The organism is Coprococcus sp. RTP21428st1_C9_RTP21428_210409 (genome assembly GCF_040227395.1).
In the GTDB taxonomy this organism is placed as follows: domain Bacteria; phylum Bacillota; class Clostridia; order Lachnospirales; family Lachnospiraceae; genus Coprococcus; species Coprococcus aceti.
Map to the genome: position 1 here is coordinate 20,644 of NZ_JBEHVV010000003.1, position 25,078 is coordinate 45,721.

Below are 25,078 nucleotides of genomic sequence, written 5' to 3' on the forward strand. Positions count from 1 at the left end.
TGTAGTCAATTACTTCCGGTGTACAGAAGAATGAAACTATATAATTAAAATTATAAAGTATATAATCACATTTTATGTCAGTCCGGCAACGCCGGACAGGCAAATGAATCGTCAGGAGGAAAGAAAAATGACAGTCACAATAGCAGGAAAGAAGAAAGAGATAGCAGAGAAGACAACAATAGCTCAGATTATCGTGTCAGAGAACGTTGAGAATCCGGACTATGTCACAGTAACAGTCAATGATGAGTTTGTTGACTCAGATGCATTTGCAACAACAGAGCTCAAGGACGGCGATACAGTAGAGTTCCTCTACTTCATGGGAGGTGGCAGCTTCTAATGGCATTCACAAACGAACAGATGGAACGTTACTCACGTCACATCATCCTTCAGGAAGTTGGCGTGAAGGGACAGAAGAAATTGTTAAATGGCAAGGTGCTGATCATAGGCGCAGGTGGACTTGGAGCACCAGCCGCTATGTACCTGGCAGCAGCCGGAGTTGGTACGATCGGTATCGTTGATGCCGATGAGGTAGATCTGTCAAATCTTCAGAGGCAGATCATTCACGGAACAGCAGATGTGGGCAAGGCAAAGGTCAAATCCGCAAAGGAGACCATGAACGCCATGAACCCTGATGTAAATGTGATCACATACAGAGAGTTCGTGACATCAGAGAACATCATGGATCTCATCAAGGACTATGATTTCATCATCGATGGAACAGACAACTTCCCTGCAAAATTCCTTATCAACGATGCCTGTGTTATGGCTAAGAAGCCATTTTCACATGCAGGAATCATCAGATTCAAGGGTCAGCTTATGACATATGTTCCAGATGAGGGACCATGTTACAGATGTGTATTCAAGGATCCACCTCCAAAGGATGCGGTTCCTACATGTAAGCAGGCCGGAGTCATCGGAGCAATGGGCGGTGTTATCGGAAGTCTTCAGGCTATGGAGGCAATTAAGTATCTCATTGGAGTTGGCGATCTTCTGACAGGAAGACTCCTTACATTTGACGCACTTAAGATGGAATTCCACACAGTAAAGCTCCCTCACAAGAAGGGCTGTGGATGTGCTGTATGTGGACCAAATCCAACCATCACCAAGCTCATCGACTACGAGCAGGTAGAGTGTGATGGTAAGTAGAAGATCAAGGCAGGTATCTGTGCTTGAGGAATGCCTGTACGGTTGTTATTATGCCGCCCCTGATGACATATACCATATCAGGGGAATACGCGGTCGCCGGTACTTAGGTGGTGCTTTAAGCAGCACCTTAGTACCGCTGCAGACCAAGTTAAGCGAGAGCGACCCCGGATATGGTATTGTCAGTCGGGGGCGGGCATACAACAAACAATGTATCCTCAAGCACAGATCCTGTTACAGTTGATAATAAGGAGGATATGAAGTAAGATGTTGTACATGACAAAGTCTGATTACGAGAAGATACTTGCACACTGCAAGGAAGGCCTTCCAAATGAGTCCTGTGGTCTGATTGGCGGTGTCAGAGAGGGAGACAAGAAGTACATCAGGAAGGTGTATCTCCTGACAAATATTGACGCCAGCAACGAGCATTTTTCCATGGACCCGAGAGAGCAGCTTGCGGCAGTTAAGGATATGCGTGCAAATGGATACGAGCTTCTTGGCAACTTCCATTCCCATCCAGAGTCTCCATCCAGACCTTCGGAGGAGGATAAGAGACTTGCATATGATTCCAAGGTGAATTATCTGATTCTCTCCCTCATGGAGATAGACAATCCGGTACTCAAGGCCTTCAACATAGATGAGGAAAAGAATGTGACGATAGAGGAGCTTGTTATAGAATCATGATGGATAGCAGGCATTTGAAAGAACAGGGCGGGCTTTGATACCCGCCCTTGTTCTTTACGTGAGCTTGTCATAAATTTTCATTTGGAGTTACTGAAGATATGTTTTGCATAAGTATAAATCATAAGAATACACCGGCCGATGTCAGGGAGAGCTTTGCATTTTCGACAAAAGGACAGAGACAGTTCACCGAGCGGCTAAAGGCTGCGGTGGGTGGATGTGTCGTGTTGTCGACCTGCAACAGGATGGAAATATACTTTACGGATAAATGTGAGCCATGTGGGTCTGCTATAACAGGGAAAATGAGCAGCGGTGAAGCTTCCGGTGGGCGAGGTGGCCTGCTTGAACAGGTAGAAATGCTTCTGGCTAATGATAGGGATGTCCCTGTCAGCCTCATAAGAAGATATAGCATGAATTATGAGGGATTCCAGTGTATGTTACATCTGTGCAGAGTGGCGTGTGGTATGGATTCCATGGTGCTCGGCGAGGTGGAGATCATACATCAGGTGAAGAGCGCATATCTTGTGGCAAAGAAGCTTGGAGCCTGTGACGGCGAGCTGAATATAGCATTTCAGGGAGCACTTGCGGCGGCAAAGGCGGTGGCGACGGAGAGTGACACTACGAGACTTCCGGTATCCGTCGGAACCTTGTCAGCACGGGAGGCAGTGAATTTTACAAGAAATGGCGGCATTGAAAACACGTGCAGAGATGTTCGAAGTGAAGTGGTAAGCAGCAGTCAATTTGAGAGTGTGGATGCTGAAAAGGCAAATACCGGGCATATCCTAGTCGTAGGAGCCACGGGCAAGATAGGCAGCATAGTTGTCAAGGATATTGCAGATCTTGCGCCAGATATAGAGATAACAGGCACAAGCAGAAGTCACCACAGTGCAGATAGCATATTTGACAGACATCAGCAGATCAGGATAGAGGACTACAGCAGAAGATATGAGCTGGCAGCCTGGGCGGATGTCATCATCAGTGCGACAGCAAGCCCTCATTATACATTTGTCAGGGATGAGCTGGCGGAGGCTGTGAAAATGCAGCCGAAGCGGAGATTGCTCCTTGATCTGGCAATGCCAAAGGACATTGATCCTGCGGTCTCAGATGTGGACGGATGTGTGCTGCGTGACATAGACTATATCAGAACACTCTCCAGAGAGAACAATGAAAGCAGGGCAAAAACAATCACAGAGATGGAGCCGTGGCTCATATCACAGGTTGACGAGATTATGAAGAACATAGCATTTTCGAGGTTCAACAGGGAGCACAGGGACGTGATGGCGAAGCTTAAGACTATAGATGGTGCAAAGATGGTATATAAACTCAAAGGACAGCTTGAGTATGAGGCATTTGAGAAAATGCTGGACAGTATTGTGACTGCCGGATGTGAGAACTGAATACTGCTTGTTTGCCTGAGGTTATGCAGTATCATCGGCTGATGATGGTTATGTCAGATAATTGGAACAACTTTTGGTGCTTTTTAATAGATACTCAATAATAGAAATTAGAGGTAGTGATGTCGTATTTCCCATTTATGATAGAATTGAATAATGAGAGATGCCTGATCGCAGGAGGCGGAACTGTTGCATACAGAAAGGTGTGCAGCATGCTGGAATTTGGCGCGGTGGTCACGGTGGTGTCACCGGAGTTCTGCCCGGAGCTTTTAGAACTGGTGGAGCAGGTGAATACGCCAGACAAATACTGTGCAGCGACAAGCGATGATCGTGGTTCTGTAGAGAATTTTGCAGATTATTCTGGATGCCTAACACTTGTAAAAAGACGTGTGCAGCCGCAGGATATTGACGGTGCATTTGTCGTCATAATGGCGACGGACGATGAGAAGGTCAACCACGACATGGCTGAGCTCTGCAGGCAGCAGCGCATACTGGTAAATGTGGTGGATGTGAAATCGGATTGTGGATTCTACTTTCCGGCGATCATAAAGGATAAAGAGGTCGTGATAAGCGTTTCCACCGGAGGACAGAGTCCGGTGCTTGCGGGAACAATCAAGAGAAATATAGAGAGCCATTTAGGCAGGAGTTATGGCGACATAGCGGAGCGGATGGGTGAGCTCCGGGAGCAGATCAAAGCACAGATAGACGGCGAGGAAGAGCGAAAGAAAGCATTTCAGCAAATGGTTAGGAGTCTGTTAGATGAGAGTTGAGAATGGACATGGTAAAAATAAACCGAATATTCGTAAATTTGCGGAGAATGACATGGCAGATGGATTCAATAGTGACGGTTTGGATTGCGAAAGCGGAGGACAGAAAAAAACAGTAAAAGTTGGAACCCGTGGCAGCATGCTTGCTCTTGCTCAGACTGAACTGGTGATAAAGGCACTCAAGGAGAGATTTTCCCAGATTGATTTTCAGATGATTACAATGAGTACCCGGGGGGACCGGGACACCAGCAGAGCGCTTCTGGAATTCGGAGGCAAAGCGGTATTTGTCGAGGAGTTCGAGGAAGCTATACTTAAAGGTGACATAGACATAGCGGTACACAGTGCCAAGGATATGCCGATGGAGATCATGGAAGGTCTTACTATATCGGGTACACTTCCGAGGGCATGTCCGCAGGACGTTCTCATATATAAGAGCGGCAGGTCATTTGACAGAAACGAGAGTTTCGTGGTGGGAACCAGCAGCCTGAGACGGCAGTACCAGATAAGAGACATGTATCCATATGCTGTGTGCAAGAATCTGAGAGGAAATGTCGGTACCCGCATACAGAAGCTGGAAGATGGCGAATACGATGCCATCATTCTTGCAGCGGCAGGGCTTGAGCGCCTGGGAGTTATTGAAGACAAAGGCAATGACAGCACAGAATGCTTTGAAGTGCACAAGGACGAACTTACATTCAGATACATCAGCACAGAGTCCATGCTTCCGGCAGCATGTCAGGGAATCATAGCCATAGAGACACGAACCTCTGGCGAGGTATACGACATGGTCAGAGCGATAAATGACACAGAGGCATACACACAGCTCACATGCGAGCGCGCAGTTCTGAATCGCCTGAACGCCGGCTGTCACGAACCGATAGGCGTGTATTCAGAACTTCATGGCGACCACATGAAGCTAAGCCTGATGAAAGCAGATGCGGCTTCATCGGACAAAGAGAAAGATGAAGAAATCCAGATACACAGAAAGACGGTAGAAGGAAACACCGCAGAATGGGAACATCTGGTAGAGAATTTAATAAAGTAGAGTAAGTTGTTTTGCAACAGTATATTTAAAAGATAAATAAAAACATAAAATGTAGATTGTTTTGAAGTAGTATGTATTGAAGATAAAAGAAAAGTAAAGAAGTAAATTTTTTCGATGCGTAAGCCGTGTGAGTTGGATGGGTGTCTCTACGGCGGGTAGCACATAAGCGATGGAAGCTTGTCGCTCCTTGCCAAACGGGAGCCTCCAACGCCCTTATTGGAGGCGGGAGTGAGTGCAAATAGGAGCAAGACAAGGTGACTGAGCTGTGCGTAGCCGAGAGACACCCATCCAACTCACACGGCGAATGGAGAGCAAAAAATGGTATATTTGATAGGCGCAGGCCCCGGCGATCCGGGACTCATCACGGTGAAGGGCCTGGAATTCATAAAACAATGCGATACAATCATATATGACAGACTCGGAACTTATCAGCTTCTGGAGATGGTGAAGCCGGACTGCCGCAGGATATACGTCGGCAAACAGGCGGGCAGCCACTACAAGAAGCAGCCTGAGATAAACGAGATACTTGTTGAGGAAGGCCGCAGAGGCAACATGGTGGTGCGCCTCAAAGGCGGCGATCCATTTGTATTCGGAAGAGGCGGCGAGGAAGTGACCGCACTTCTAGAAGCGGGGATCCCATTTCAGGTGATACCGGGAATAACGTCCGCCGTGGCGGTTCCGGAGGTGTGCGGCATACCGGTGACCCAACGCGGAACGAGCAGAAGCTTCCACGTGATAACAGGACACAAGCAGGCGGACATACACAGATCTGATGAAGGTGGTTTAGATGACTACGACTACATCAGAAATCAGGAAGGGACAAGCGTGTTCCTGATGGGGCTGAACAGACTGCCACAGATCATGGAGAGACTTGTTCAGACTGGGGCGGAGGAGAATACTCCGGTTGCGGTCATTTCCAAAGGAACCATGCCAGGGCAGAGGATAGTCCGCGGCGATATACAGACAATTGCGGACAAGGTGAACGAGGCAAAGCTTGAATCTCCTGCGATCATAGTTGTGGGTGAAAATGCAGCGTTGGATTTTACAGCACCAAACAGAGGACCGCTTCAGAATGTCCACGTTGGACTTATTGGAACGCCAAAGCTTCGCGAGAAGATGAGAGTTGCAATAGATGCACTTGGCGGCCAGTCCTACAGCATAGTGGATATGAGTGTGGAGCAGACAGAGGAGAAGAACAGGCTGCGAGTGGCTCTGGAACATATAGAAGATTACAGCTGGCTGGCATTTACCAGTCAGAACACCATAACCTTGTTTTTCAAATGGCTCAGAGAATGGAATATAGATGTCAGAAAACTGGCTCATCTGAAATTTGCGGTGGTCGGTGCTGGAACAAGAGATACGCTTAAATCTGAGGGATACATAGCGGATTATGTGCCGGACGAGTACACCACAAGCGCCCTTGCTATGGGACTTGCAAATGTGATGAATGACGGAGAGAAACTTCTCCTTCCGAGGGCAGTCCAGGGCAGCGAGACGATGCTTGACATACTTGATCAGGGCGGTGTGGTATATGAGGAGATCCAAGTTTATGATGTGGTTGGACGCAGGATGGAGAGCATACAGTATCTGAAGGATCTGGATGTGATAACATTTGTCAGCGCATCAGGAGTCAGAGGATTTCTAGATGTTCTTGATGCAGAGAAAAAAAACTGCGGTGTGGCCCATATGTTGAATGATATAGATTCATGTGGGGATCATACGGACAATACAGACGGCAGTTTTAAAATACATGATATAATGAAGAATATCCGCATAGCGGCACTTGGAAATGTGACCGAGAAGGCTTTGGAGAAGGCTGGTTATCATGCGGATATAGTTCCGGAGGTTGGTGATATCGAGCACCTTATATCAGCCATCGGTGATTATTATTTTAGAGAAAAGAGGCAGTAACATGATAAGACTCAGAAGACTTCGCGGAAGCGAGGCCATCAGAAATATGGTTAGAGAGAACAGGGTTAACAAGGAGGATCTTGTATACCCGATGTTTGTGGCGGAGGGCACAGGGATCAAGAATCCTGTTGATTCCATGCCAGGCATATATCAGTATTCACTCGACACATTTGAGGAGGAGCTTCGCAGAGTGGCGGACGCCGGAATCAGCGCGGTTCTTCTGTTCGGAATACCGGCCCACAAGGATGAGGTTGGAAGCAGTGCATATGATGATCAGGGAATCATGCAGAAAGCGGTCAGGAGGATAAAAGAGCTGTATCCGGATATGATAGTCATAGCGGACATTTGTCTGTGCGAGTACACATCACACGGTCACTGCGGAATTATCCATGACGGCAAGATACTCAACGATGAGACTCTTCCATATCTGGGCAAGATGGCTGTATCACTTGCAAAGGCTGGCGCAGACATGGTGGCTCCGTCGGATATGATGGATGGACACACCGCATACATCAGAAAGGCACTTGACGACAACGGGCTGACGGATGTACTGATCATGGGTTACAGTGCGAAATTTGCATCCGGTTACTATGCACCATTTCGCGATGCGGCACATTCTGCACCACAGTTTGGAGACAGAAGGACATACCAGATGGATCCCGCAAATGGCAGGGAGGCTCGGAGAGAGTGCGAGGCGGATATCGCCGAGGGAGCAGACATAATCATGGTCAAGCCGGCACTTGCTTATCTGGATGTAGTCAAGGATGTGAGAAACCACACGGACTATCCGATAGCGGTTTACAATGTCAGCGGCGAGTACTCCATGGTCAAGGCAGCTGCGGCAAATGGCTGGATAGACGAGAAGAGGATCGTAATGGAAAACATGACAGCCATGAAACGTGCTGGAGCAGGGATCATCATAACCTATCATGCTATAGATGTGGCACACTGGCTTGAGTCGGAATCAATATGACGGAGTCATATTTCGGAATGATTCCGACGATCTGCCCCACTCGACGGAGGAGAGAGGGGCGTTTCCAAAGAGTCGGAATCATAAAAAGTCACACAGGACGATAAATTATAGAAAGAAGAATGGCAATGACAAATTCACAGGATCTATTTGAGAAATCACAGAAGGTAATTCCGGGCGGCGTCAATTCACCGGTCAGAGCATTTGGCTCGGTGGGACGGACACCTGTATTTATGAAGAAAGCAAAAGGTTCACATATATTTGACGAGGATGGCAACTCCTATGTGGATTATGTCTGCTCCTGGGGCCCGGGAATTCTGGGGCATGCCGATGACAGAGTCATAGATGCGGTAAAGGCTGCTTGTGATGACGGACTTACATTCGGCGCACCGACAAGGAAAGAGCTCGAGATCGCAGAGCTGATAAATGAGCTCATGCCGTCAATGGAGCTGACCCGAATGGTCAACTCGGGAACAGAGGCAGTGATGAGTGCGCTCAGAGTGGCGAGGGGATTTACAGGCAGAGACAAGATTGTAAAGTTCCGCGGCTGCTATCACGGACACAGTGATGGACTTCTGGTCAAGGCAGGCTCAGCAGCACTTACACAGTCAGTTCCGGACAGTCTGGGAGTTCCAAAGTCGTATACACAGCATACACTCATAGCTGAGTATAACAACGAGGACAGCGTAAAGCAGTTATTTGAGGCGGAGGGAAAAGACATTGCCGCAATCGTGGTCGAGCCGGTTGCCGCAAATATGGGCGTTGTCCCACCGCATGATGGATTCCTTCAGTTTCTCAGAGACATAACAAATGAATACGGCGCACTTCTTATATTTGATGAGGTCATCACAGGTTTCAGGCTCAGCCTTGGCGGTGCCCAGGAATACTTCGGGGTAAAGCCTGATCTCACAACACTTGGCAAGATAGTCGGAGGCGGAATGCCGGTGGGAGCATATGGTGGACGCCGCGATGTCATGAGCATGGTGGCACCACTTGGCGGAGTATACCAGGCGGGAACTCTGTCGGGCAATCCGATAGCCATGACAGCCGGACTCACAACGCTCCGAATACTCCAGAAGGAAAAAGACACTATATATCCGGCGATAGAAAAGAGCACAAGGCAGATAGCCGACACAGTCAGAGACACACTCGGCGACACAGTCCATGTCAACCAGATAGGCTCACTGATGAGCGTATTCTTCACAGATCAGGAAGTAGTGGATATGGACACGTCAATATCCAGCGACACCGCAAGGTATGCAAAGTATTTCTCATACATGCTGGACAACGGAATCTACCTTGCACCATCACAGTTCGAGGCAATGTTCGTGTCCTACGCACACAGCAAGGAAGACGTATCCAAAACCTGTGAGTTGATAAAGAAATACAAAGAGAACTAGAGAGACTTAGTAGGTCAGAAGATGTCTCATTAAAAAGGAATTTATATTCCTATATTGTAGAAATAATTAGATAAGTATTAAAAGAGTGGTTTGGAAATAACATAATAAAACTAACGGTTATCGAAGAGTAAGCTGTCATGTTTATGTGATGCTCCAAAGGCGGGTAGCACATAGACGACGGAAGCTTGTCGCTCCTTGCTGAGCGGGAGCCCCCCTGCCCTTATAGGGGGCGGGAGCGAATGCAGTCAGGAGCTAAGACAAGCTGACAGAGTCGTGCGTAGCCTTGGAGCATCACATAAACATGACAGCGACCTTCTTCGACAAGGAGGAACTATGAGAGATTTGGTTATTGTGGGCAGCGGCCCTGCGGGTCTGTCCGCCGCAGTCTACGCCAAGAGGGCGATGATGGACGTGGTGGTACTGGAGAAGGAGGCATTCTCCGGTGGGCAGATCGTGAATACAGAGCAGGTTGACAACTACCTTGGACTGCCGGGCATAAGCGGCTTTGACATGGGTATGAAGTTCAAAGAACACGCAGATACATTGGGCGTAGAGTTTGATGACAGAGGGGTGACAGCCATCGAGGATTACGGTGATCACAAAAAGGTCAGCCTGGAGGATGGCAGCAGCATAGAGACAAAGGCGGTTCTGATAGCCACGGGTGCAAAGCACAGAAAGCTTGGCGTTCCCGGTGAGGAGGAATTCACAGGGGCAGGAGTTTCTTACTGTGCCACATGTGATGGAGCGTTCTTTAGGAACAAAGAAGTCGCAGTTGTGGGCGGAGGCAATATAGCTCTTGAGGATGCCCTGTATCTGTCAAAGATGTGCAGCAAGGTATATCTGATCCACAGAAGAGATGAGTTCAGAGGCGAGAAAATACTCGGAGCGCAGGTGCTTGAGACTGAGAATATAGAATTCCACCCATTTGCGCAGGTGACAGAGATAGGCGGAACGCCGGGCAAGCTGGAACTCAAGGTCGCTGTTAAGACACCGACAGCATCGGATGGACAGGACAATTGCGATTTCACACTTCCGGTAGCCGGTGTATTCATTGCCATAGGAACAAGCCCTATCACAGACTTCCTCGGTGACGTTGTGGAGCTTGATGACGCTGGTTATGTTGCAGCGGGCGAGACCGGACAGACCAGCACACCGGGAATATTTGCCGCGGGAGATGTGAGGACCAAGGCAGTGCGCCAGGTGGCGACAGCAGTTGGAGATGGTGCAGCAGTTATCCATTATGTTGAGGAATACCTGAACGGATTAAAAAAGAAGGTATAACTTGAGTATCTGATCAGCAACATATGGTAGGCAGCATAGAAACATAATCATAAAAATCAAGTGAATTAAACGGAAAATAATTGGCACGGAGATAAGGTAAGAACATCTATGATATAACTGCTTTTTCTCCCTGCCAAAAAAAATAAAACTAATTCATAGCAATTCTATAGGCAAAATATAACAATGAACAGGAGGCAGAAAAATGTTAATATCATCAAAGGGACAATATGCATTGAGACTCATGGTAGATATATCGATAAACAGTGGCAGCACGGTTACTGTCAAAGCCGTAGCCAGAAGATGTGGATTGTCTGACAAGTATCTTGAGCAGGTTACATCTTCTCTGCTAAAAGCAGGATATTTAAGAAGCGTGAGAGGTCCGAGGGGCGGTTACCGTCTGAACATGCCAGCGGAGGAGATCACGGTTGGAATGGTGCTAAGGGCGATAGAGGGCAGGATATCACCGATAGATAACAGAGTTGATGAGGACGGCGATACCAACATGGTCATGAACGATGTCATCGGAGAGGTGTGGGATGCCCTTGAGACAGCCATCAACAATGTCCTTGATAACAAAACCATCGCCGATCTTACCCGGGAGTACAGTGACCGGATCGGATACATGTATTCGATATAAATCGGGACGGAGGGGCCAGATGTCAATAAGATTTCAGTTGAAAAAAAACTTATTTTGTATATAGTTGTAGTGGGATATATATCATATTAGGAGAATAAGAGATGTTAACACAGTTTTCGAGAACAGAGCTGCTATTTGGCAAGGAAGCCATGGACAAGCTGGCAGGCTCTAAGGTAGCGGTATTTGGAATAGGCGGAGTTGGCGGTTATGTATGCGAGGCGCTGGTCAGAAGCGGTGTCGGAGCATTTGACCTGATAGATGACGACAAGGTGTGTCTGACAAATCTCAACAGACAGATCATAGCGACAAGGAGCACAGTTGGAAAGTATAAGACCGATGTTATGAGGGACAGGATGCTTGACATCAATCCAAATGTGGAGGTTGAGGTACACAAATGTTTCTTCCTTCCGGAAAATGCGGATGACTTCCCTTGGGACAGCTACGACTACGTAGTCGATGCGGTGGACACCGTGACAGCCAAGATTGCTCTTGTCATGAAGTGCAAGGAGAAGAATATCCCGATCATCAGCAGCATGGGTGCGGGAAACAAGCTTGACGGAAGCCAGTTCAAGGTTGCAGATATATACAAGACAAAGGTGTGTCCGCTTGCGAAGGTCATGAGAAGAGAGCTGAAGAAGAGGGGCGTCAAGAAACTCAAGGTCGTATACTCGGAAGAGATTCCGACAAGGCCGATCGAAGATATGGCGATAAGCTGCAGAAACAACTGCATTTGTCCTCCGGGTGCAGAACACAAATGTACAGAGCGCAGAGACATCCCGGGCAGCGTGGCATTTGTGCCATCAGTCGCAGGGCTTATAATAGCCGGTGAGGTGGCAAAGGATCTCATCAGGAGGTAATAAAAAAGGACGCTGAGAAATCAGCGCCTTCTCCATAAAAATACCAGAGTTCCAAGCAGAACCGCACCACCATAGATGAATGGTGCATTTTTGTCACTGTTCATAGTTCTTTCCGTATAAGATACGGATGGATTATTCGGGTTGTAATATATTGCGATTGACGACATGGAGTTGTAATTTGTTATACCGCGGACGGAAAGAAAACCATTGTGCAATACTCCGGACTGGTCGCGGTATTCATAGTTGATATGGGTTCTTTTACTGAATCTTCTGACAGATGTGATATCGGCGGATGTTCTGGTATAGTCCCGCTCGATACGGCATGCCTTACCCCGTATGGAAAGGCCGATGACCACAGCTATGATGAATGATGCTATTGGAATAATGTAAGTCGTATAAGGTAATAGTCTGAAAAAAATACTGATAGAATCCCCCGATGTTAAAATCATAATGTACCCCCTGAAATTGTTGTTTCCCCAAAATATCAGACATGAGATCCCTATTTACATGCCGGACTTGTATGTGTAGATTATAATATAAAGAAGACTGGTTGAGAATCCCTTAATTTAAGAGGATAAGTCTGTTAATATAGCAAATTTCAGGTAATAAATATATTACTGTTTGCACTGCCACTCATAGTGGTCATAAGCTCAGTCATATTCGCATTTGCCAGAAGTGATAACATGGTGATAATAGGCCAATAATATAATAGAGAATATACAAAAGGAAGATGAACGAGATGGATAAGAAAGAAGAAAAGAAAATCATAAGACAGGAGTTTCTGACAGGTGAGAGAGCTCTTTTCATGGGAAAAAATCTCGATATATATGATACGATATTTGACGACGGCGAGTCTCCGCTTAAGGAGAGCCGCGGCATAAATCTGTACGGCAGCATGTTCAAATGGAAGTATCCGCTGTGGTACAGCAAGAATATTGTTGCGGAGGATTGCCACTGGTTTGAGATGGCGAGAGCCGGAGTCTGGTATACTGATAATATCGCGGTGAGGCGTGCACTCATCCAGGCGCCAAAGAACTTCCGCAGATGTAAAGGGCTGGAGCTTACGGATGTGACATTCACCCATGCGGAGGAGACACTGTGGAGCTGCGATGATGTGACAATAGATCACGTGACAGCAAAAGGCGACTATTTTGCCATGAACAGCAATAATATGAAGATAGACGACCTGAAGCTTGACGGCAACTATTCATTTGACGGATGCAGGAATGTGGAGATAAGAAACTCCAATCTGCTTTCAAAGGATGCATTCTGGAATACCGAGAACGTGACCGTATATGATTCATTCATATCGGGCGAGTATCTTGGCTGGAACGCAAAGAACCTCACCCTGGTGAACTGCACCATCGAGAGCCTTCAGGGCATGTGCTACATCGACAACCTTGTGATGAAAAACTGCAAGCTCATCAACACAACACTTGCCTTCGAATATTCAACAGTGGATGCCGACATCTGCAGCAAGATAGACAGTGTCATGAACCCTACATCAGGAACCATCAAAGCCCAGCACATTGACAACCTGATAATAGAAAAAGACAAAGTAGATCCGTCAAAGACAAAAATAATAGTACAGGACTAAACGAGTTTAAGATTTGGTGATATATCATAACGTAAATGAGATTCCGCGGCTGCTGTGGTGAAACGAGTTGGCACATATAGAGTGCTCAATCGGTAGTGAAGTCGACTGAGCCTTGCTGCTTCTTGCCGGAGCGGCGCAAGCAATGCCCTTATCGCTTGCAGAGCGCAGTGCAGATAGAAGCAAAGCAAGGCGAGGGAAGACGAACGTGATGGAGCACTCTATATGTGCCAGCCGTTTGCCACAGCAGCCGCGGAATCTCTCCATGAAGTGGAGGGACAAACATGAAGTTTGATTTTGACAAGGTTATAGACAGACGCGGCACAGGCTCCCTGAAGTGGGACGTGCCGGAAAACGAACTGCCAATGTGGGTGGCAGACATGGACTTTCAGACGGCTCCATGCATCAGGGAGGCACTGGCAGCCCGGGTTGAGCACGGAATATTCGGATATTCCATCATCCCGGACGAGTGGGCAGATGCCTACGTGAACTGGTGGGGCAACAGACACGGATTTGCGATAGATAGGGATTGGCTGGTGTTCTGCTCCGGTGTCATCCCAGCCATATCAACGGCGGTGAGAAAGCTCACCACACCCGCAGAGAATGTTGTAGTGCAGACCCCTGTCTACAATATTTTCTTTAATTCTATATACAACAATGGGCGAAATATATTGGAAAGCCCTCTGAAATATGACGGCGAGGGATATGCCATGGACTTTGAGGATCTTGAGGCAAAGCTTGCAGATCCACAGACCAGCCTCATGATACTCTGCAATCCGCAGAATCCTGCGGGAAAAATCTGGGATAAGGAGACACTTGCCCATGTGGGAGAGCTATGCGCAAAGTATGGTGTGACGGTCATCTCGGATGAGATACACTGCGATCTCACCGATCCTGGAAAGGAGTATGTGCCATTTGCCACGGCATCTGACACATGCAGGGATATAAGCGTGACCTGTATTGCGCCGACAAAGACATTCAACATAGCCGGAATCCAGACTGCGGCCATTGTGGTTCCGGATAAATTTCTGAGACACAAGATGTGGAGAGGTCTGAACACAGATGAGGTAGCCGAGCCAAATGCATTTGCGGTGGATGCGGCGATAGCAGCATTTACAAATGGCGGCGAGTGGCTGGACAGTCTCAGACAGTATCTTTATGAGAACAAGCAGTATGTCAGGAAGTTTATAGATGAAAAAGTGCCGGGTATAAAGGTGGTGTATTCGGAGGCCACATATCTGCTCTGGCTTGACTGCAGCGGAATCTGCGGCGCTGCCGGCGAAGACGGCAATGCCAAGGCTCTGTCGAAATTCATCAGGAAGAACACAGGGCTCTATATGTCGCCGGGACTTTCATATGGTAAGAACGGAAAGGCATTTATCAGACTTAACATCGCATGTCCAAGGTCGATCATGGAAGAGGGCATGAAGAGACTTGCCGAGGGAACCACGGCATTCAGAAAAATGAACGCAGAGACGGTAAACATAGACAATGCGGCTAAAAAAGGAGATATAGATGAGTAGCAGTGAAAACTTGCTGAAGGACATGATATCTGGAAAATCCATGACCGCATCCCAGCAGATAGGACTTACGGTCAGGCTCAGCATCCCGGCGATCCTTGCCCAGATCTCGTCCATTGTCATGCAGTACATCGATGCATCCATGGTGGGGCGTCTTGGTGCAAATGCATCGGGAGCCATCGGACTTGTTTCGTCCACGACATGGCTGTTTGGCGGGCTATGCATTGCGGTGACTACAGGATTTACTGTGCAGATAGCCCAGGCTGTGGGGGCCGGTGAGGATAAATCTGCCAGAAATATCATGAAACAGGGACTCATAATAGCCCTGTGCATAAGCGTCATACTCGCACTCGTTGCAGCACTTATAAGCACACCGCTTCCGAGCTGGCTCGGCGGTGAAGCTGCTATACAGAAGATGGCAAGCCAGTATTTCCTTGTGTATATGCTGGGACTTCCTGCTCTGCAGATGAACAGCATAGCGGGCGGTATGCACCAGAGCTCCGGAAATATGAGACTCCCAGGTATACTGAATGTCATGTGCTGTGTGATGGATGTGATTTTTAATTTGTTCTTTATATTTCCGACAAGAATTGTAAATTTAAGTATTCCGTTTTTATCCAGCGTAAGGCTGGCTGGTTCTCAGATGGCTGGAACGGTTCAGGCAGAAGCCTTTGGTTCCCATTTGTCAACGCTTGTGCAGTCTGAAACCTCGATGAATGGACTGACATTTACCATGCCGGGACTTGGGCTTGGCGTTGCAGGTGCGGCGCTCGGAACCATCACGGCTGAGGCGGTCACCTGTGCCATCATGGTCACTGCACTTCTGTGGAAGAACAGGACACTTCACTTAAGAAAGGGTGAGCACTTGAGATTTCACAGGGATACCCTTGCTAGGGCGGTAAAGATAGGAGCACCGGTGGGACTTGAGCAGATGGTCATGTGCTCAGCGTATGTCATGTCCACAAAGATCGTGTCACCGCTCGGAACGATAGCCATCGCAGCCAACTCATTTGCGGTTACTGCGGAGAGCTTCTGCTACATGCCGGGATACGGAGTGCAGGCGGCAGCAACTACACTTGTGGGACAATGCGTGGGAGCCGGACAAAAACAGTTGTCCAGAAGGATGGCATGGATTACAATGGGATTAGGTGTGTCGGTTATGACTTTAGGCGGAGTTCTCATGTACATAGCAGCTCCGGCCATGATAGGTGTGCTGACACCGAACGAAGAGATAAGAAATCTAGGTGCGGCAGTGCTGAGGATAGAGGCATTTGCCGAACCATTTTACGCCGCATCCATAGTTGCTTCGGGAGCACTCAGGGGAGCCGGGGACACTCTGGTCCCAAGCTGCATGAACTTTGCCAGTATGTGGTGCGTGCGGATACCGCTTGCAGCTATACTTGCACCGAGGGTGGGGCTCTATGGTGTATGGATCGCCATGTGCGTGGAGCTCTGTTTCAGGGGAATCCTGTTCACCACAAGGCTTAAACGGGAAAGATGGATGCGGGTGTTTGAAGAAAAATAAAATATGATGTTTTATAATTGCAAGGTATGATTAAACTTGCAATAAAGCATCATTATATTAGGGAGGAAAACATGCCAGTATTTGATTTCAGTGGAAGCGACAATAAGAATAAGAACATAGTTACATACGAGACATTCCGGTCGTCGGAGTCTGCAGCGACAGCGGAGAAGCCGATCATGATCCTTGAGAACACGACCAGGAAGTGGGCTCACCACTCCAGCGGAAAGTTCACCAATCCGATCAAGAGAACAGCATTTGAATTTGACGAGGTAGACGGAGTCCAGTCCGCAGACATATTGAAGATAGATGCGAGATTTGTAAGCCTTCTCAAATGGCTCGGCGAGAATCACATCAACGTCCGTCTGTCGGGAGAGAACAGACCGGAGGGTTATGCGGTATACAAGATAAGGGAGACCGAGTTCGGCGGCGGATCAAAGCTCTCGGCAAATGATGGATTCCTGCAGTTTATGATAGAGAGACTTCTTGCCAGCGACGCCCCTTCAGAAGAGGAGAAATCCGAGGAGGAAGAAGAGGAAGAGGCACTGGGCGATGACATGAAGCTCACGAGCATGCAGAGCATCATTGACTTCATGCACTGCGCCGGAAGAACACTTCCTGACAATATAAGGCTGTGGGCCAGAAGAAATCTTGCGGTTGCGAGATCCAGCGAGGTATCACCGGAGGAGAGACGCCACGCCCAGAGAGCACTTTCCATGGCGATGAACATCAGATGGAAGAGCAATTACTTTGAGGCGATAGATCCGGAAGAGGCTAGAAGGATACTGGACGAGGAACTCTACGGAATGGAGAAGGTAAAGCAGAGGATCATCGAGACAATCATCCAGATCAACCGTACACATACACTTCCTGCATATGGACTTCTGCTCTGCGGACCTGCCGGAACAGGAAAGTCACAGATAGCCTATGCGGTTGCGAGAATACTCAGACTTCCATGGACGACCCTTGACATGAGTTCCATCAACGATCCGGAACAGCTTACAGGAAGTTCAAGAGTATATTCCAATGCCAAGCCGGGAATCATCATGGAGGCATTTTCACAGGCTGGAGAATCTAACCTCGTATTCATCATCAACGAGCTGGACAAGGCAAATTCCGGCAAGGGCAACGGCAATCCTGCGGATGTACTGCTGACACTGCTGGACAACCTGGGATTCACCGACAACTACATGGAGTGCATGATCCCGACAAATGGCGTGTATCCTATAGCGACGGCAAATGACAAGGAGAACATCAGCAAGCCGATCATGTCGAGATTTGCTGTTATAGACATACCGGATTACACCCCGGATGAGAAGAAGGAGATATTCAACAAATTTGTTCTGCCGAAGGTGCTCAAGCGCATCGGACTTGACAAGAGCGAGTGCATCATCCTTCCAGACGGCGTGGATGCTGTCATCAAGAAGTGCGACGGCGTGACCGGAATCAGAGATATAGAGCAGGCTGCAGAGCACATAGTTGCACATGCGCTTTACCAGATCGAGGTAAATCACGTTCAGAGCGTGACATTTGACGGAGCTATGATAGAGGAGCTTTTGAGCTGATTATCGTCATATTACACAATTTACATTACGGAAAGTATTATGGTATACTCTTCTTATGAAACAAGTTTCATGGACTACAGTCTGAAATTCATAAGGAGAGTATATTTATATATGGCAAGTATAAGAGACGTTGCGAAGGAGGCGGGGGTCGCCATCTGCACGGTGTCGAGACTTATCAACGGCACGGCAAATGTTGAACCTGAGACTCAGAAGAAGATAGAAGATGCGATGAAGAAACTGGATTATGTTCCAAATGAGCTTGCGCGAGGCATGTTCAAGGGCAGATCAAACTCCATTGCGATGTTGGTTCCAAATATCCAGCACCCATGGTTCTCATCACTGGCATCGGAGATAGAAAAGATACTTTATGAGAAGAAATACAAGTTTATGCTTTTTTCAACATCCGATGACAAGCAGAGGGAGAAGGAGTGTTTCAAGCTGTTAAAGTCCAACATCGTGGATGGGATCATATGCGGAACGTCGGCATGTACGGCGAAGGAATACCAGAAGATAGATAAGCCGATGGTCATGCTGGATTATAAGGTTGGCAGCAAATTTCCTGTCGTAGTGTCGGATCACAAGATGGGCGGACAGCTTGCTGCCCAGGAATTTATAAACAGTGGATGCAAATATGTCATCCACATATCAGGAATCAAGGTAGATAAGAATATCATGTCATTTGAGTGCCATGAGGAACTAGATAGAGTCCTTGCCGAGAATGGGATAAAATCCAGACGAGTTCCAATACAGTGGAACGACTTTGATTTTCATGGATATTTTGAGATGGCAAAATGCATACTGGAGGAGTATCCTGACGTGGACGGAATATTTGCCGCAGACATGCCGGCGATAGCATTCCTTAAGGCGGCACTTGCCATAGGCAAAAAGATTCCTGATGACCTGGCGATCGTGGCATACGACGGAACGTACATAACCAACGCCAGCACGACAAGGCTCACATCGATACATCAGCCGTACAAGGAGATCGCCCAGGAGGCAGTACGCCAGCTTATGGAGATGATCGACGGACCGGAGGAGGAAGATGATGCCGAAGGACAGGGTGAAAGTGCAACCGCAGATCAGATCGACAGCGCAAAAGAGAGAAACACACATATAGACGGAAATCTTATACTACTTCCGGTGAGCGTAGAAAAAGGCGATACAACTTTATAGTATGATTACGAAAAGAAGTTCATGAAGAGAAAATGAGGTGCCACTCAAAAATCATGAACTTCTTTTTTATGCGGGTACAAAACATAAAAAACTTACTAAGAGCACAAAATACAAAAATCTATAAATCCCCTATTGACGAAACATGTTTCATATGATAATCTTAATGCAAATGAAACATGTTTCATTTAAGCGCTTATGAAATGTGTTTTATCGGAACAATATGAATGATAGCGAGAATTAACAAGAGGGAAAATTCAAAGCAAGAAAAGGAGAAAAGGTTATGAGAGCAAAGAAATTAGTAGCATGTGCACTTTCAGCAGCTATGATGCTGGGACTTGCATCCATGACAGGATGTGGTTCAGCAAAGAAGGATTACGATCTGTATATTTACAACACAAAGTCTGAGATTGCAGACAGCATCCAGGATCTGTGCAAGGATTATGAGACAGAGACAGGAGTTAAGGTTAAGGTTTACACATGTGGTACACAGGAGACCATGGAGACACTCAGATCTGAGATGAATTCCAAGAACTATCCTACACTGTACGCGATAAATCAGGCACAGTTCACAGAGTGGAACGAGGGCGGATTTGTACTTCCATCAACATCAGTAAAGAATGAGGAGTTAAAGTCAATCTACGATTCAATTCCAGAGAGCATGCAGCTCGCAGATGAGAGCGGAGCAAGCTGCGGAATCCCTTACAACGTAGAGGGTTACGGACTTATCGCAGATACGCAGATGATATGTGATGTATTTGGACTTGACAGCGCAGACGCATTTGTCGCTGATTACAGAAGTGCCAATTATGAAGAGTTCACAGGCATGATCAAGGCAATCGATGATTACATAAACGGCAAGGGTGGTGAGAAGGTTACACTTTCAGGCAATGCATACACCACGGCAAAGGACAAGACAGCTACAACAGAGAACATGAACGGAGTATTTGCAATCGCAGGTGCTGAGAAGTGGACATATGCAAACCACTATACAAACTACGCACTGAATGCAGTGTTCTCTAATTACAATGCAACGGCAGCAGCTACAAAGGAAGATGTTGATAAGCTTGAGGAGCCACTTGTAAAGATGGTTCAGGAGCTTGATATGCTTTCAAGCTACACAGCAGGACCAAGCGGCAAGGTAGAGCGTGGATCAGAGTACATTAACTCAACAGTGACAGGATATGATCAGGCAGTTCAGACATTTGCCGAGGGTAAGGCAATGTTCATCAAGCAGGGTAACTGGGTATACGGAACCATCGCAGGCGTGGATGCAGACAAGGCATCAAGACTTACGATGCTCCCAATGAAGGTCAACCTTGAGCAGAGTGACATCTCAGCTGAGGGCGTTACAGTTGACAAGATGAACAGCTCAATCCCTGAGTTCGTTTCACAGTATTACGTTATCAACAAGAAGGATTCAGAAGAGGAGCAGAAAGCCGCTGAGGACTTCCTTGTATGGCTCTACACATCAGATACAGGAAAAGATTACATCACAAACAAATTCGCATTTGTCCCATTCAACGCAGACGAGAGCGAGAAGCTTGAGAATCCGCTCAGCAATTCACTTGTATACTATATGAGCAATGACCTTGTGATGGGCAATGACTTCGATGCTTTCCCTGAGTCATGGGGACTCAACACCATCGGTGCAACTATTCAGGAGCAGTTGTTTACAAATCCTGATCAGTGGGATGAGAACACTATAAGAACAGGTGTGGAAGATGCACTGACAAAGTGGAAGGACAGCATCAAAGAGTAATCGGTGCTAAATGGGATGTGTCAGGTTTTCTATGAAAACCTGACATGTAGCGCCAGCCATTTGCCGAAGGCAAATTTTGTATGGCTGGTGTTCAATGTAGGAAAGGAAAAACTATGAAAAGATTTTACAAGAGAAAATTCTGGTTTATGGTTCTGCCTTCTATAGTGTTGTTTCTGCTGGTTATCATAGTTCCTTTTATAGAGGGTGTGATCTATTCCTTCACCGAGTGGAGAGGTTCCTACTTCGTAGGTGGGGAGCACTGGTGGAATGCACTGGTGGGACTTAAGAATTATACAAGCATATTCAAGTCGAAGGATTTCCTTCAGTCACTTGGATACACGGCCATATATGCTGTACTCGCAGTAATAGCACAGAATGTTGTCAGTCTTCTTCTGGCACTCATGATCAAGAAGCTTACCAAGGGCAAGGGACTTTTCAGAACGGTACTGTTCCTTCCATATGTACTTGGAATGCTCGCAATGGGTTATGTATGGCGTTTCATATTTGAAAATGTATTTTCACAGACGCTGTTCGGAACAGACGGTGTGGTACACGTAGAGGTGCTCAACAACATGCTTCAGAATCAGTGGAAAGCACTTCTGGCATATGCGATCGTTGGTGTATGGCAGGTTGCAGGTTATTACCTGATAATCTACCTCAACGGACTCAACAATATTTCAGAGGATATTTATGAGGCTGCCAGAATAGATGGGGCTACGGGCTGGACAAGCTTCAGGAAGATCACACTTCCGCTTCTCATGCCTTCATTTACGATAGTGCTCTTCATGTCACTGGCAAACAGCTTCAAGATGCTTGACCTCAATGTTTCACTGACAGAGGGCAATTTCGGAACGACCATGATATCCTACATGATACTGAAAACAGTAAGAGAGAGCTCTCCTCCGGCATACGGAGAGGCGCAGGCACAGGCAGTTATATTCTTCGTTATCATTGCAGTTATATCTATAGCTCAGGTAATGATCACTAAGAGAAAGGAGATTGAATCATAATGGGAGTAAAAGGCAAGATCAAAAGAGCACTCATAGTGGTTATACTCGCTGTATTGGCAATCGTGACCATATTCCCGATATGGTTCCTGATCGTCAACTCATTCAAGGGACAGCAGGAGATAGTAGCATCTCCAATAGCTCTCCCGAAATCATGGAATCTGGACTATCTGAAGAATGCAGCTGAGCAGATAAATCTCGGCAGCAGCCTGCTTCAGACAGTACTCATAACAGTTGCGGCAGTGGCACTTATCGTGGTCATATCTTCATTTGCCGCATGGGCAATTGCCAGAACAGATTCCAAGGTGGCAAATATACTCTTCATCGCATACACAGCAGCCATGCTCATACCTTTCCAGTCAGTTATGTACCCATTGGTATCGCTGATGGACAAGCTGGGACTCAAAAACACACCGGGGCTGATCCTCATGTACGGAGGCTTTGGAATCAGTATGTCGGTTCTGCTGTACAGAGGATTCATCAAGAGTATCCCGCTGTCACTTGAGGAGGCAGCTATGCTCGATGGAGCAAATATATTCCAGATATACAGATATGTGGTCATGCCCCTCTTAAAGCCTACGACCATGACAGTTGTCATCACAAATGCAGTGTGGATATGGAACGATTACCTTCTTCCATTCCTCGTAATAGGAAATAACGACAAAAAGACGCTCACGCTGAGCTTATATTATGCAAAGAGTCTGTCAGGACAGTATGGAAATCCATGGGAGCTAATCTTCCCTGCGGTACTTCTCTGCATCATCCCTATCGTGATCATATTCATCATACTTCAGAAGAATATCATCGAGGGAATTTCAGCCGGAGCTGTGAAAGGATAAACATAAAATATGGACAGAAAATGGTGGAAAGAGGCGGTATTTTACCAGATATACCCTAGAAGCTTCTATGACAGCAACGGAGATGGAATAGGAGATCTGAAGGGAATAACTGAGAAATTGCCGTACCTCAAAAATCTTGGCGTGACCGCTGTGTGGATATGTCCATTCTTCAAGTCGCCTATGAAGGACAATGGATATGACATATCGGATTACTACGATGTGAATCCTGAGTTTGGAACCATAGAGGATGCGGATGAACTTATAAGATGCGCAAATGAAAATGGCATCAAGATCATCATGGACATGGTCATTAATCACACATCAGACCAGCACAGATGGTTTCAGGAGGCGTGCCGGGACAGACACAGCAAATACAGAAATTACTATATATTTAAGGACAACATAGATGGACTTGCAGATCTCAGATCCAACTTCGGTGGAAGCACATGGACACAGATTGAGGATGGCAGCTGGTATTTCCATTCATTTGCGAAGGAACAGCCGGATCTCAACTGGGAATGTGAGGAGATGAGACAAGAGCTCTACGACATGATGAATTGGTGGCTTGACAAGGGAGTTTCAGGATTCCGAATGGATGCCATCACATTTATCAAGAAAGACCTCTCATTCCCGCCTATGCCGTCAGACGGCGAGGACGGCAGATGCGATGTTGGAAAATGCTGTCTCAACAGGCCGGGAATAGATGAGTTTCTTCACGAGTTAAAAATCAACACATATGGCAGAGGAGACTTTGTGACTGTCGCAGAGACTCCTGGAGTTCCAAATGAGGATTTGGACAGATACATTGGGAGAGATGGACATTTCTCCATGATATTTGACTTTAGTTACACAGATATAGATATCAATCCGGGCGATCTCTGGCTGCACCAGAGAGACTGGACGATAGAGGAATTCAAGGACAAGCTGTTCACCAATCAGAGACTTGTGAAAAAGATCGGATGGGCAGCAAACTACCTGGAAAACCACGATCAGCCTAGAAGTATAGGCAAGTACTTCCCAGCCGGTGATATTCCTGAATACAGAACACAGATGGCAAAGGCGCTGGGTGCGTTGTTCTTCTTCCTGAAGGGTACGCCGTTTGTATATCAGGGACAGGAACTTGGCATGATAAACACTCATTTTGATAACATAGATGAGCTGGACGATATCAATTCCAAGGGACAGTATGCGAGATGCCTTGAAGCCGGACACAGTGAGGCAGAGGCGATGGAATCCGTAAATATCAGAAGTCGAGATCAGTCAAGACTTCCGATGCAGTGGAACAGCGATAAGAACTTCGGATTCTCAGCACATGAGCCATGGCTGGCATGCAACAATCAGTGTGACCTCCAGACAGTGGAGCTTGAGAGTGCTGATAAGGATTCTGTGCTTAACTTTTATAAGGCGATGATACAGCTCAGAAATCACTCGGAGTACACACAGACTCTCATCTACGGAGACCTGGAGGATGTGGAGACGGATAATGCAGGAATCATAGTGTACAGGCGCAAGCCGGTTCAGATTGAGTGTGCATGTGGAACGGGAGCAAATGCAGAAAGCACAGACAGATCGGTATATGTTGTTGTCAACATGACCGGTGAGGATGTGGGCTATGCAATTCCTGAGACTGCGGATGTGCTTATGGGTAATTATGCGGATTACGATGGTACGCTCAGACCTTATGAGACTGTGGTGTACGCGGTGTAGGCCGGAGCTGGCAAAAAAAGCCTGAATATTGGTGGAGACTGATTGAAAATTACAGTTGGTCTGGTATCAGTATTCAGGCTTTTTTCATTGTCTGTATACTTTTGGGATACTTTGCTCAAATCTATAGACAAAGTGAATGGATCATTAAATGCAAGATATGTCTTAATGTTCAGAGCGTATTCACAGTTCAGAATAATCACCCAACTTAACCATTATCGGTACCATATTTGGTCAACTTTTTTCCATATAAAATCTAATTCCCAGATATTAAAATAACTGTATTAAAAACAGTCAGACATGAGATTT

22 protein-coding genes are annotated in these 25,078 nt (G+C 46.9%); 21 read left to right on the top strand and 1 reads right to left on the bottom strand.

The window, feature by feature from the left end:
* The first annotated feature begins 127 nt into the window (after positions 1–127).
* From thiS to ABUA34_RS01240, 12 genes are all read left to right on the top strand, one after another.
* A complete protein-coding gene (gene thiS, locus ABUA34_RS01185) occupies positions 128–337 on the top strand; it encodes a sulfur carrier protein ThiS (RefSeq protein WP_015534732.1) in 210 nt (69 codons plus the stop codon).
* Positions 337–1,146, top strand: coding sequence for a thiazole biosynthesis adenylyltransferase ThiF (gene thiF / locus ABUA34_RS01190; RefSeq protein ID WP_004851717.1), 810 nt, complete (start codon positions 337–339; stop codon positions 1,144–1,146). The genes thiS and thiF overlap by 1 nt, the downstream gene beginning before the upstream one ends.
* 264 nt (positions 1,147–1,410) lie before the next feature.
* The gene (locus ABUA34_RS01195; RefSeq protein ID WP_004851714.1) at positions 1,411–1,827 is read left to right on the top strand and encodes a M67 family metallopeptidase; all 417 of its coding nucleotides are present in this window, start codon (positions 1,411–1,413) and stop codon (positions 1,825–1,827) included.
* 98 nt (positions 1,828–1,925) lie between these two features.
* Positions 1,926–3,221 carry a glutamyl-tRNA reductase gene (locus ABUA34_RS01200; RefSeq protein WP_349822718.1) on the top strand — a complete coding sequence of 432 codons (1,296 nt, stop codon included), beginning with the start codon at positions 1,926–1,928 and terminating at the stop codon, positions 3,219–3,221.
* A gap of 137 nt (positions 3,222–3,358) precedes the next feature.
* Positions 3,359–3,988 carry a precorrin-2 dehydrogenase/sirohydrochlorin ferrochelatase family protein gene (locus tag ABUA34_RS01205; protein WP_161171523.1) on the top strand — a complete coding sequence of 210 codons (630 nt, stop codon included), beginning with the start codon at positions 3,359–3,361 and terminating at the stop codon, positions 3,986–3,988.
* Positions 3,978–5,030 (top strand): hydroxymethylbilane synthase, encoded by a 1,053-nt coding sequence (gene hemC, locus ABUA34_RS01210; protein ID WP_349822719.1) that lies wholly within the window; start codon positions 3,978–3,980, stop codon positions 5,028–5,030. Before ABUA34_RS01205 ends, hemC begins: the two co-directional genes overlap by 11 nt.
* Positions 5,031–5,348: 318 nt before the next feature.
* Complete coding sequence (cobA, locus tag ABUA34_RS01215) at positions 5,349–6,941, top strand: uroporphyrinogen-III C-methyltransferase (RefSeq protein ID WP_349822720.1); 1,593 nt, start codon at positions 5,349–5,351, stop codon at positions 6,939–6,941.
* A gap of 1 nt (position 6,942) precedes the next feature.
* Entirely contained in the window at positions 6,943–7,914 is a 972-nt protein-coding gene (gene hemB / locus ABUA34_RS01220) for a porphobilinogen synthase (protein WP_349822721.1), read from the top strand.
* Positions 7,915–8,033: 119 nt separating this feature from the next.
* Positions 8,034–9,311, top strand: coding sequence for a glutamate-1-semialdehyde 2,1-aminomutase (gene hemL / locus ABUA34_RS01225; protein WP_349822722.1), 1,278 nt, complete (start codon positions 8,034–8,036; stop codon positions 9,309–9,311).
* A 333-nt stretch (positions 9,312–9,644) separates the two neighbouring features.
* A complete protein-coding gene (locus tag ABUA34_RS01230; RefSeq protein WP_173794745.1) occupies positions 9,645–10,592 on the top strand; it encodes an NAD(P)/FAD-dependent oxidoreductase in 948 nt (315 codons plus the stop codon).
* A gap of 202 nt (positions 10,593–10,794) precedes the next feature.
* The gene (locus tag ABUA34_RS01235) at positions 10,795–11,229 is read left to right on the top strand and encodes an RrF2 family transcriptional regulator (protein ID WP_022217133.1); all 435 of its coding nucleotides are present in this window, start codon (positions 10,795–10,797) and stop codon (positions 11,227–11,229) included.
* A 101-nt stretch (positions 11,230–11,330) separates the two neighbouring features.
* Entirely contained in the window at positions 11,331–12,086 is a 756-nt protein-coding gene (locus tag ABUA34_RS01240) for a tRNA threonylcarbamoyladenosine dehydratase (RefSeq protein ID WP_004851697.1), read from the top strand.
* A 20-nt stretch (positions 12,087–12,106) separates the two neighbouring features.
* On the opposite strand, the gene ABUA34_RS01245 is transcribed toward ABUA34_RS01240, so the two are convergent.
* The gene (locus tag ABUA34_RS01245) at positions 12,107–12,535 is read right to left on the bottom strand and encodes a DUF3592 domain-containing protein (RefSeq protein ID WP_015534741.1); all 429 of its coding nucleotides are present in this window, start codon (positions 12,533–12,535) and stop codon (positions 12,107–12,109) included.
* A gap of 290 nt (positions 12,536–12,825) precedes the next feature.
* Between ABUA34_RS01245 and ABUA34_RS01250 the strand changes: the two genes are divergently transcribed.
* The 9 genes from ABUA34_RS01250 (at position 12,826) to ABUA34_RS01290 (ending at position 24,772) form a co-directional block, all read left to right on the top strand.
* A complete protein-coding gene (locus ABUA34_RS01250) occupies positions 12,826–13,683 on the top strand; it encodes a DUF3737 family protein (protein ID WP_349822723.1) in 858 nt (285 codons plus the stop codon).
* A gap of 281 nt (positions 13,684–13,964) precedes the next feature.
* Complete coding sequence (locus ABUA34_RS01255) at positions 13,965–15,203, top strand: MalY/PatB family protein (RefSeq protein ID WP_349822724.1); 1,239 nt, start codon at positions 13,965–13,967, stop codon at positions 15,201–15,203.
* Positions 15,196–16,725, top strand: a complete 1,530-nt coding sequence (locus ABUA34_RS01260) for an MATE family efflux transporter (protein ID WP_349822725.1) — start codon at positions 15,196–15,198, stop codon at positions 16,723–16,725. Before ABUA34_RS01255 ends, ABUA34_RS01260 begins: the two co-directional genes overlap by 8 nt.
* Positions 16,726–16,796: 71 nt before the next feature.
* The gene (locus ABUA34_RS01265; RefSeq protein ID WP_349822726.1) at positions 16,797–18,287 is read left to right on the top strand and encodes an AAA family ATPase; all 1,491 of its coding nucleotides are present in this window, start codon (positions 16,797–16,799) and stop codon (positions 18,285–18,287) included.
* Between the two features lie 111 nt (positions 18,288–18,398).
* Positions 18,399–19,460: a LacI family DNA-binding transcriptional regulator gene (locus ABUA34_RS01270; RefSeq protein WP_055223465.1), complete on the top strand. Its 1,062-nt coding sequence runs from the start codon at positions 18,399–18,401 to the stop codon at positions 19,458–19,460.
* Between the two features lie 280 nt (positions 19,461–19,740).
* Entirely contained in the window at positions 19,741–21,219 is a 1,479-nt protein-coding gene (locus ABUA34_RS01275) for an ABC transporter substrate-binding protein (protein ID WP_349093252.1), read from the top strand.
* A 113-nt stretch (positions 21,220–21,332) separates the two neighbouring features.
* Positions 21,333–22,229: a carbohydrate ABC transporter permease gene (locus tag ABUA34_RS01280; protein ID WP_044998090.1), complete on the top strand. Its 897-nt coding sequence runs from the start codon at positions 21,333–21,335 to the stop codon at positions 22,227–22,229.
* The gene (locus ABUA34_RS01285) at positions 22,229–23,065 is read left to right on the top strand and encodes a carbohydrate ABC transporter permease (RefSeq protein WP_015534748.1); all 837 of its coding nucleotides are present in this window, start codon (positions 22,229–22,231) and stop codon (positions 23,063–23,065) included. Before ABUA34_RS01280 ends, ABUA34_RS01285 begins: the two co-directional genes overlap by 1 nt.
* Before the next feature lie 9 nt (positions 23,066–23,074).
* Positions 23,075–24,772 (top strand): alpha-glucosidase, encoded by a 1,698-nt coding sequence (locus ABUA34_RS01290; protein WP_349822727.1) that lies wholly within the window; start codon positions 23,075–23,077, stop codon positions 24,770–24,772.
* Positions 24,773–25,078 lie beyond the last annotated feature (306 nt).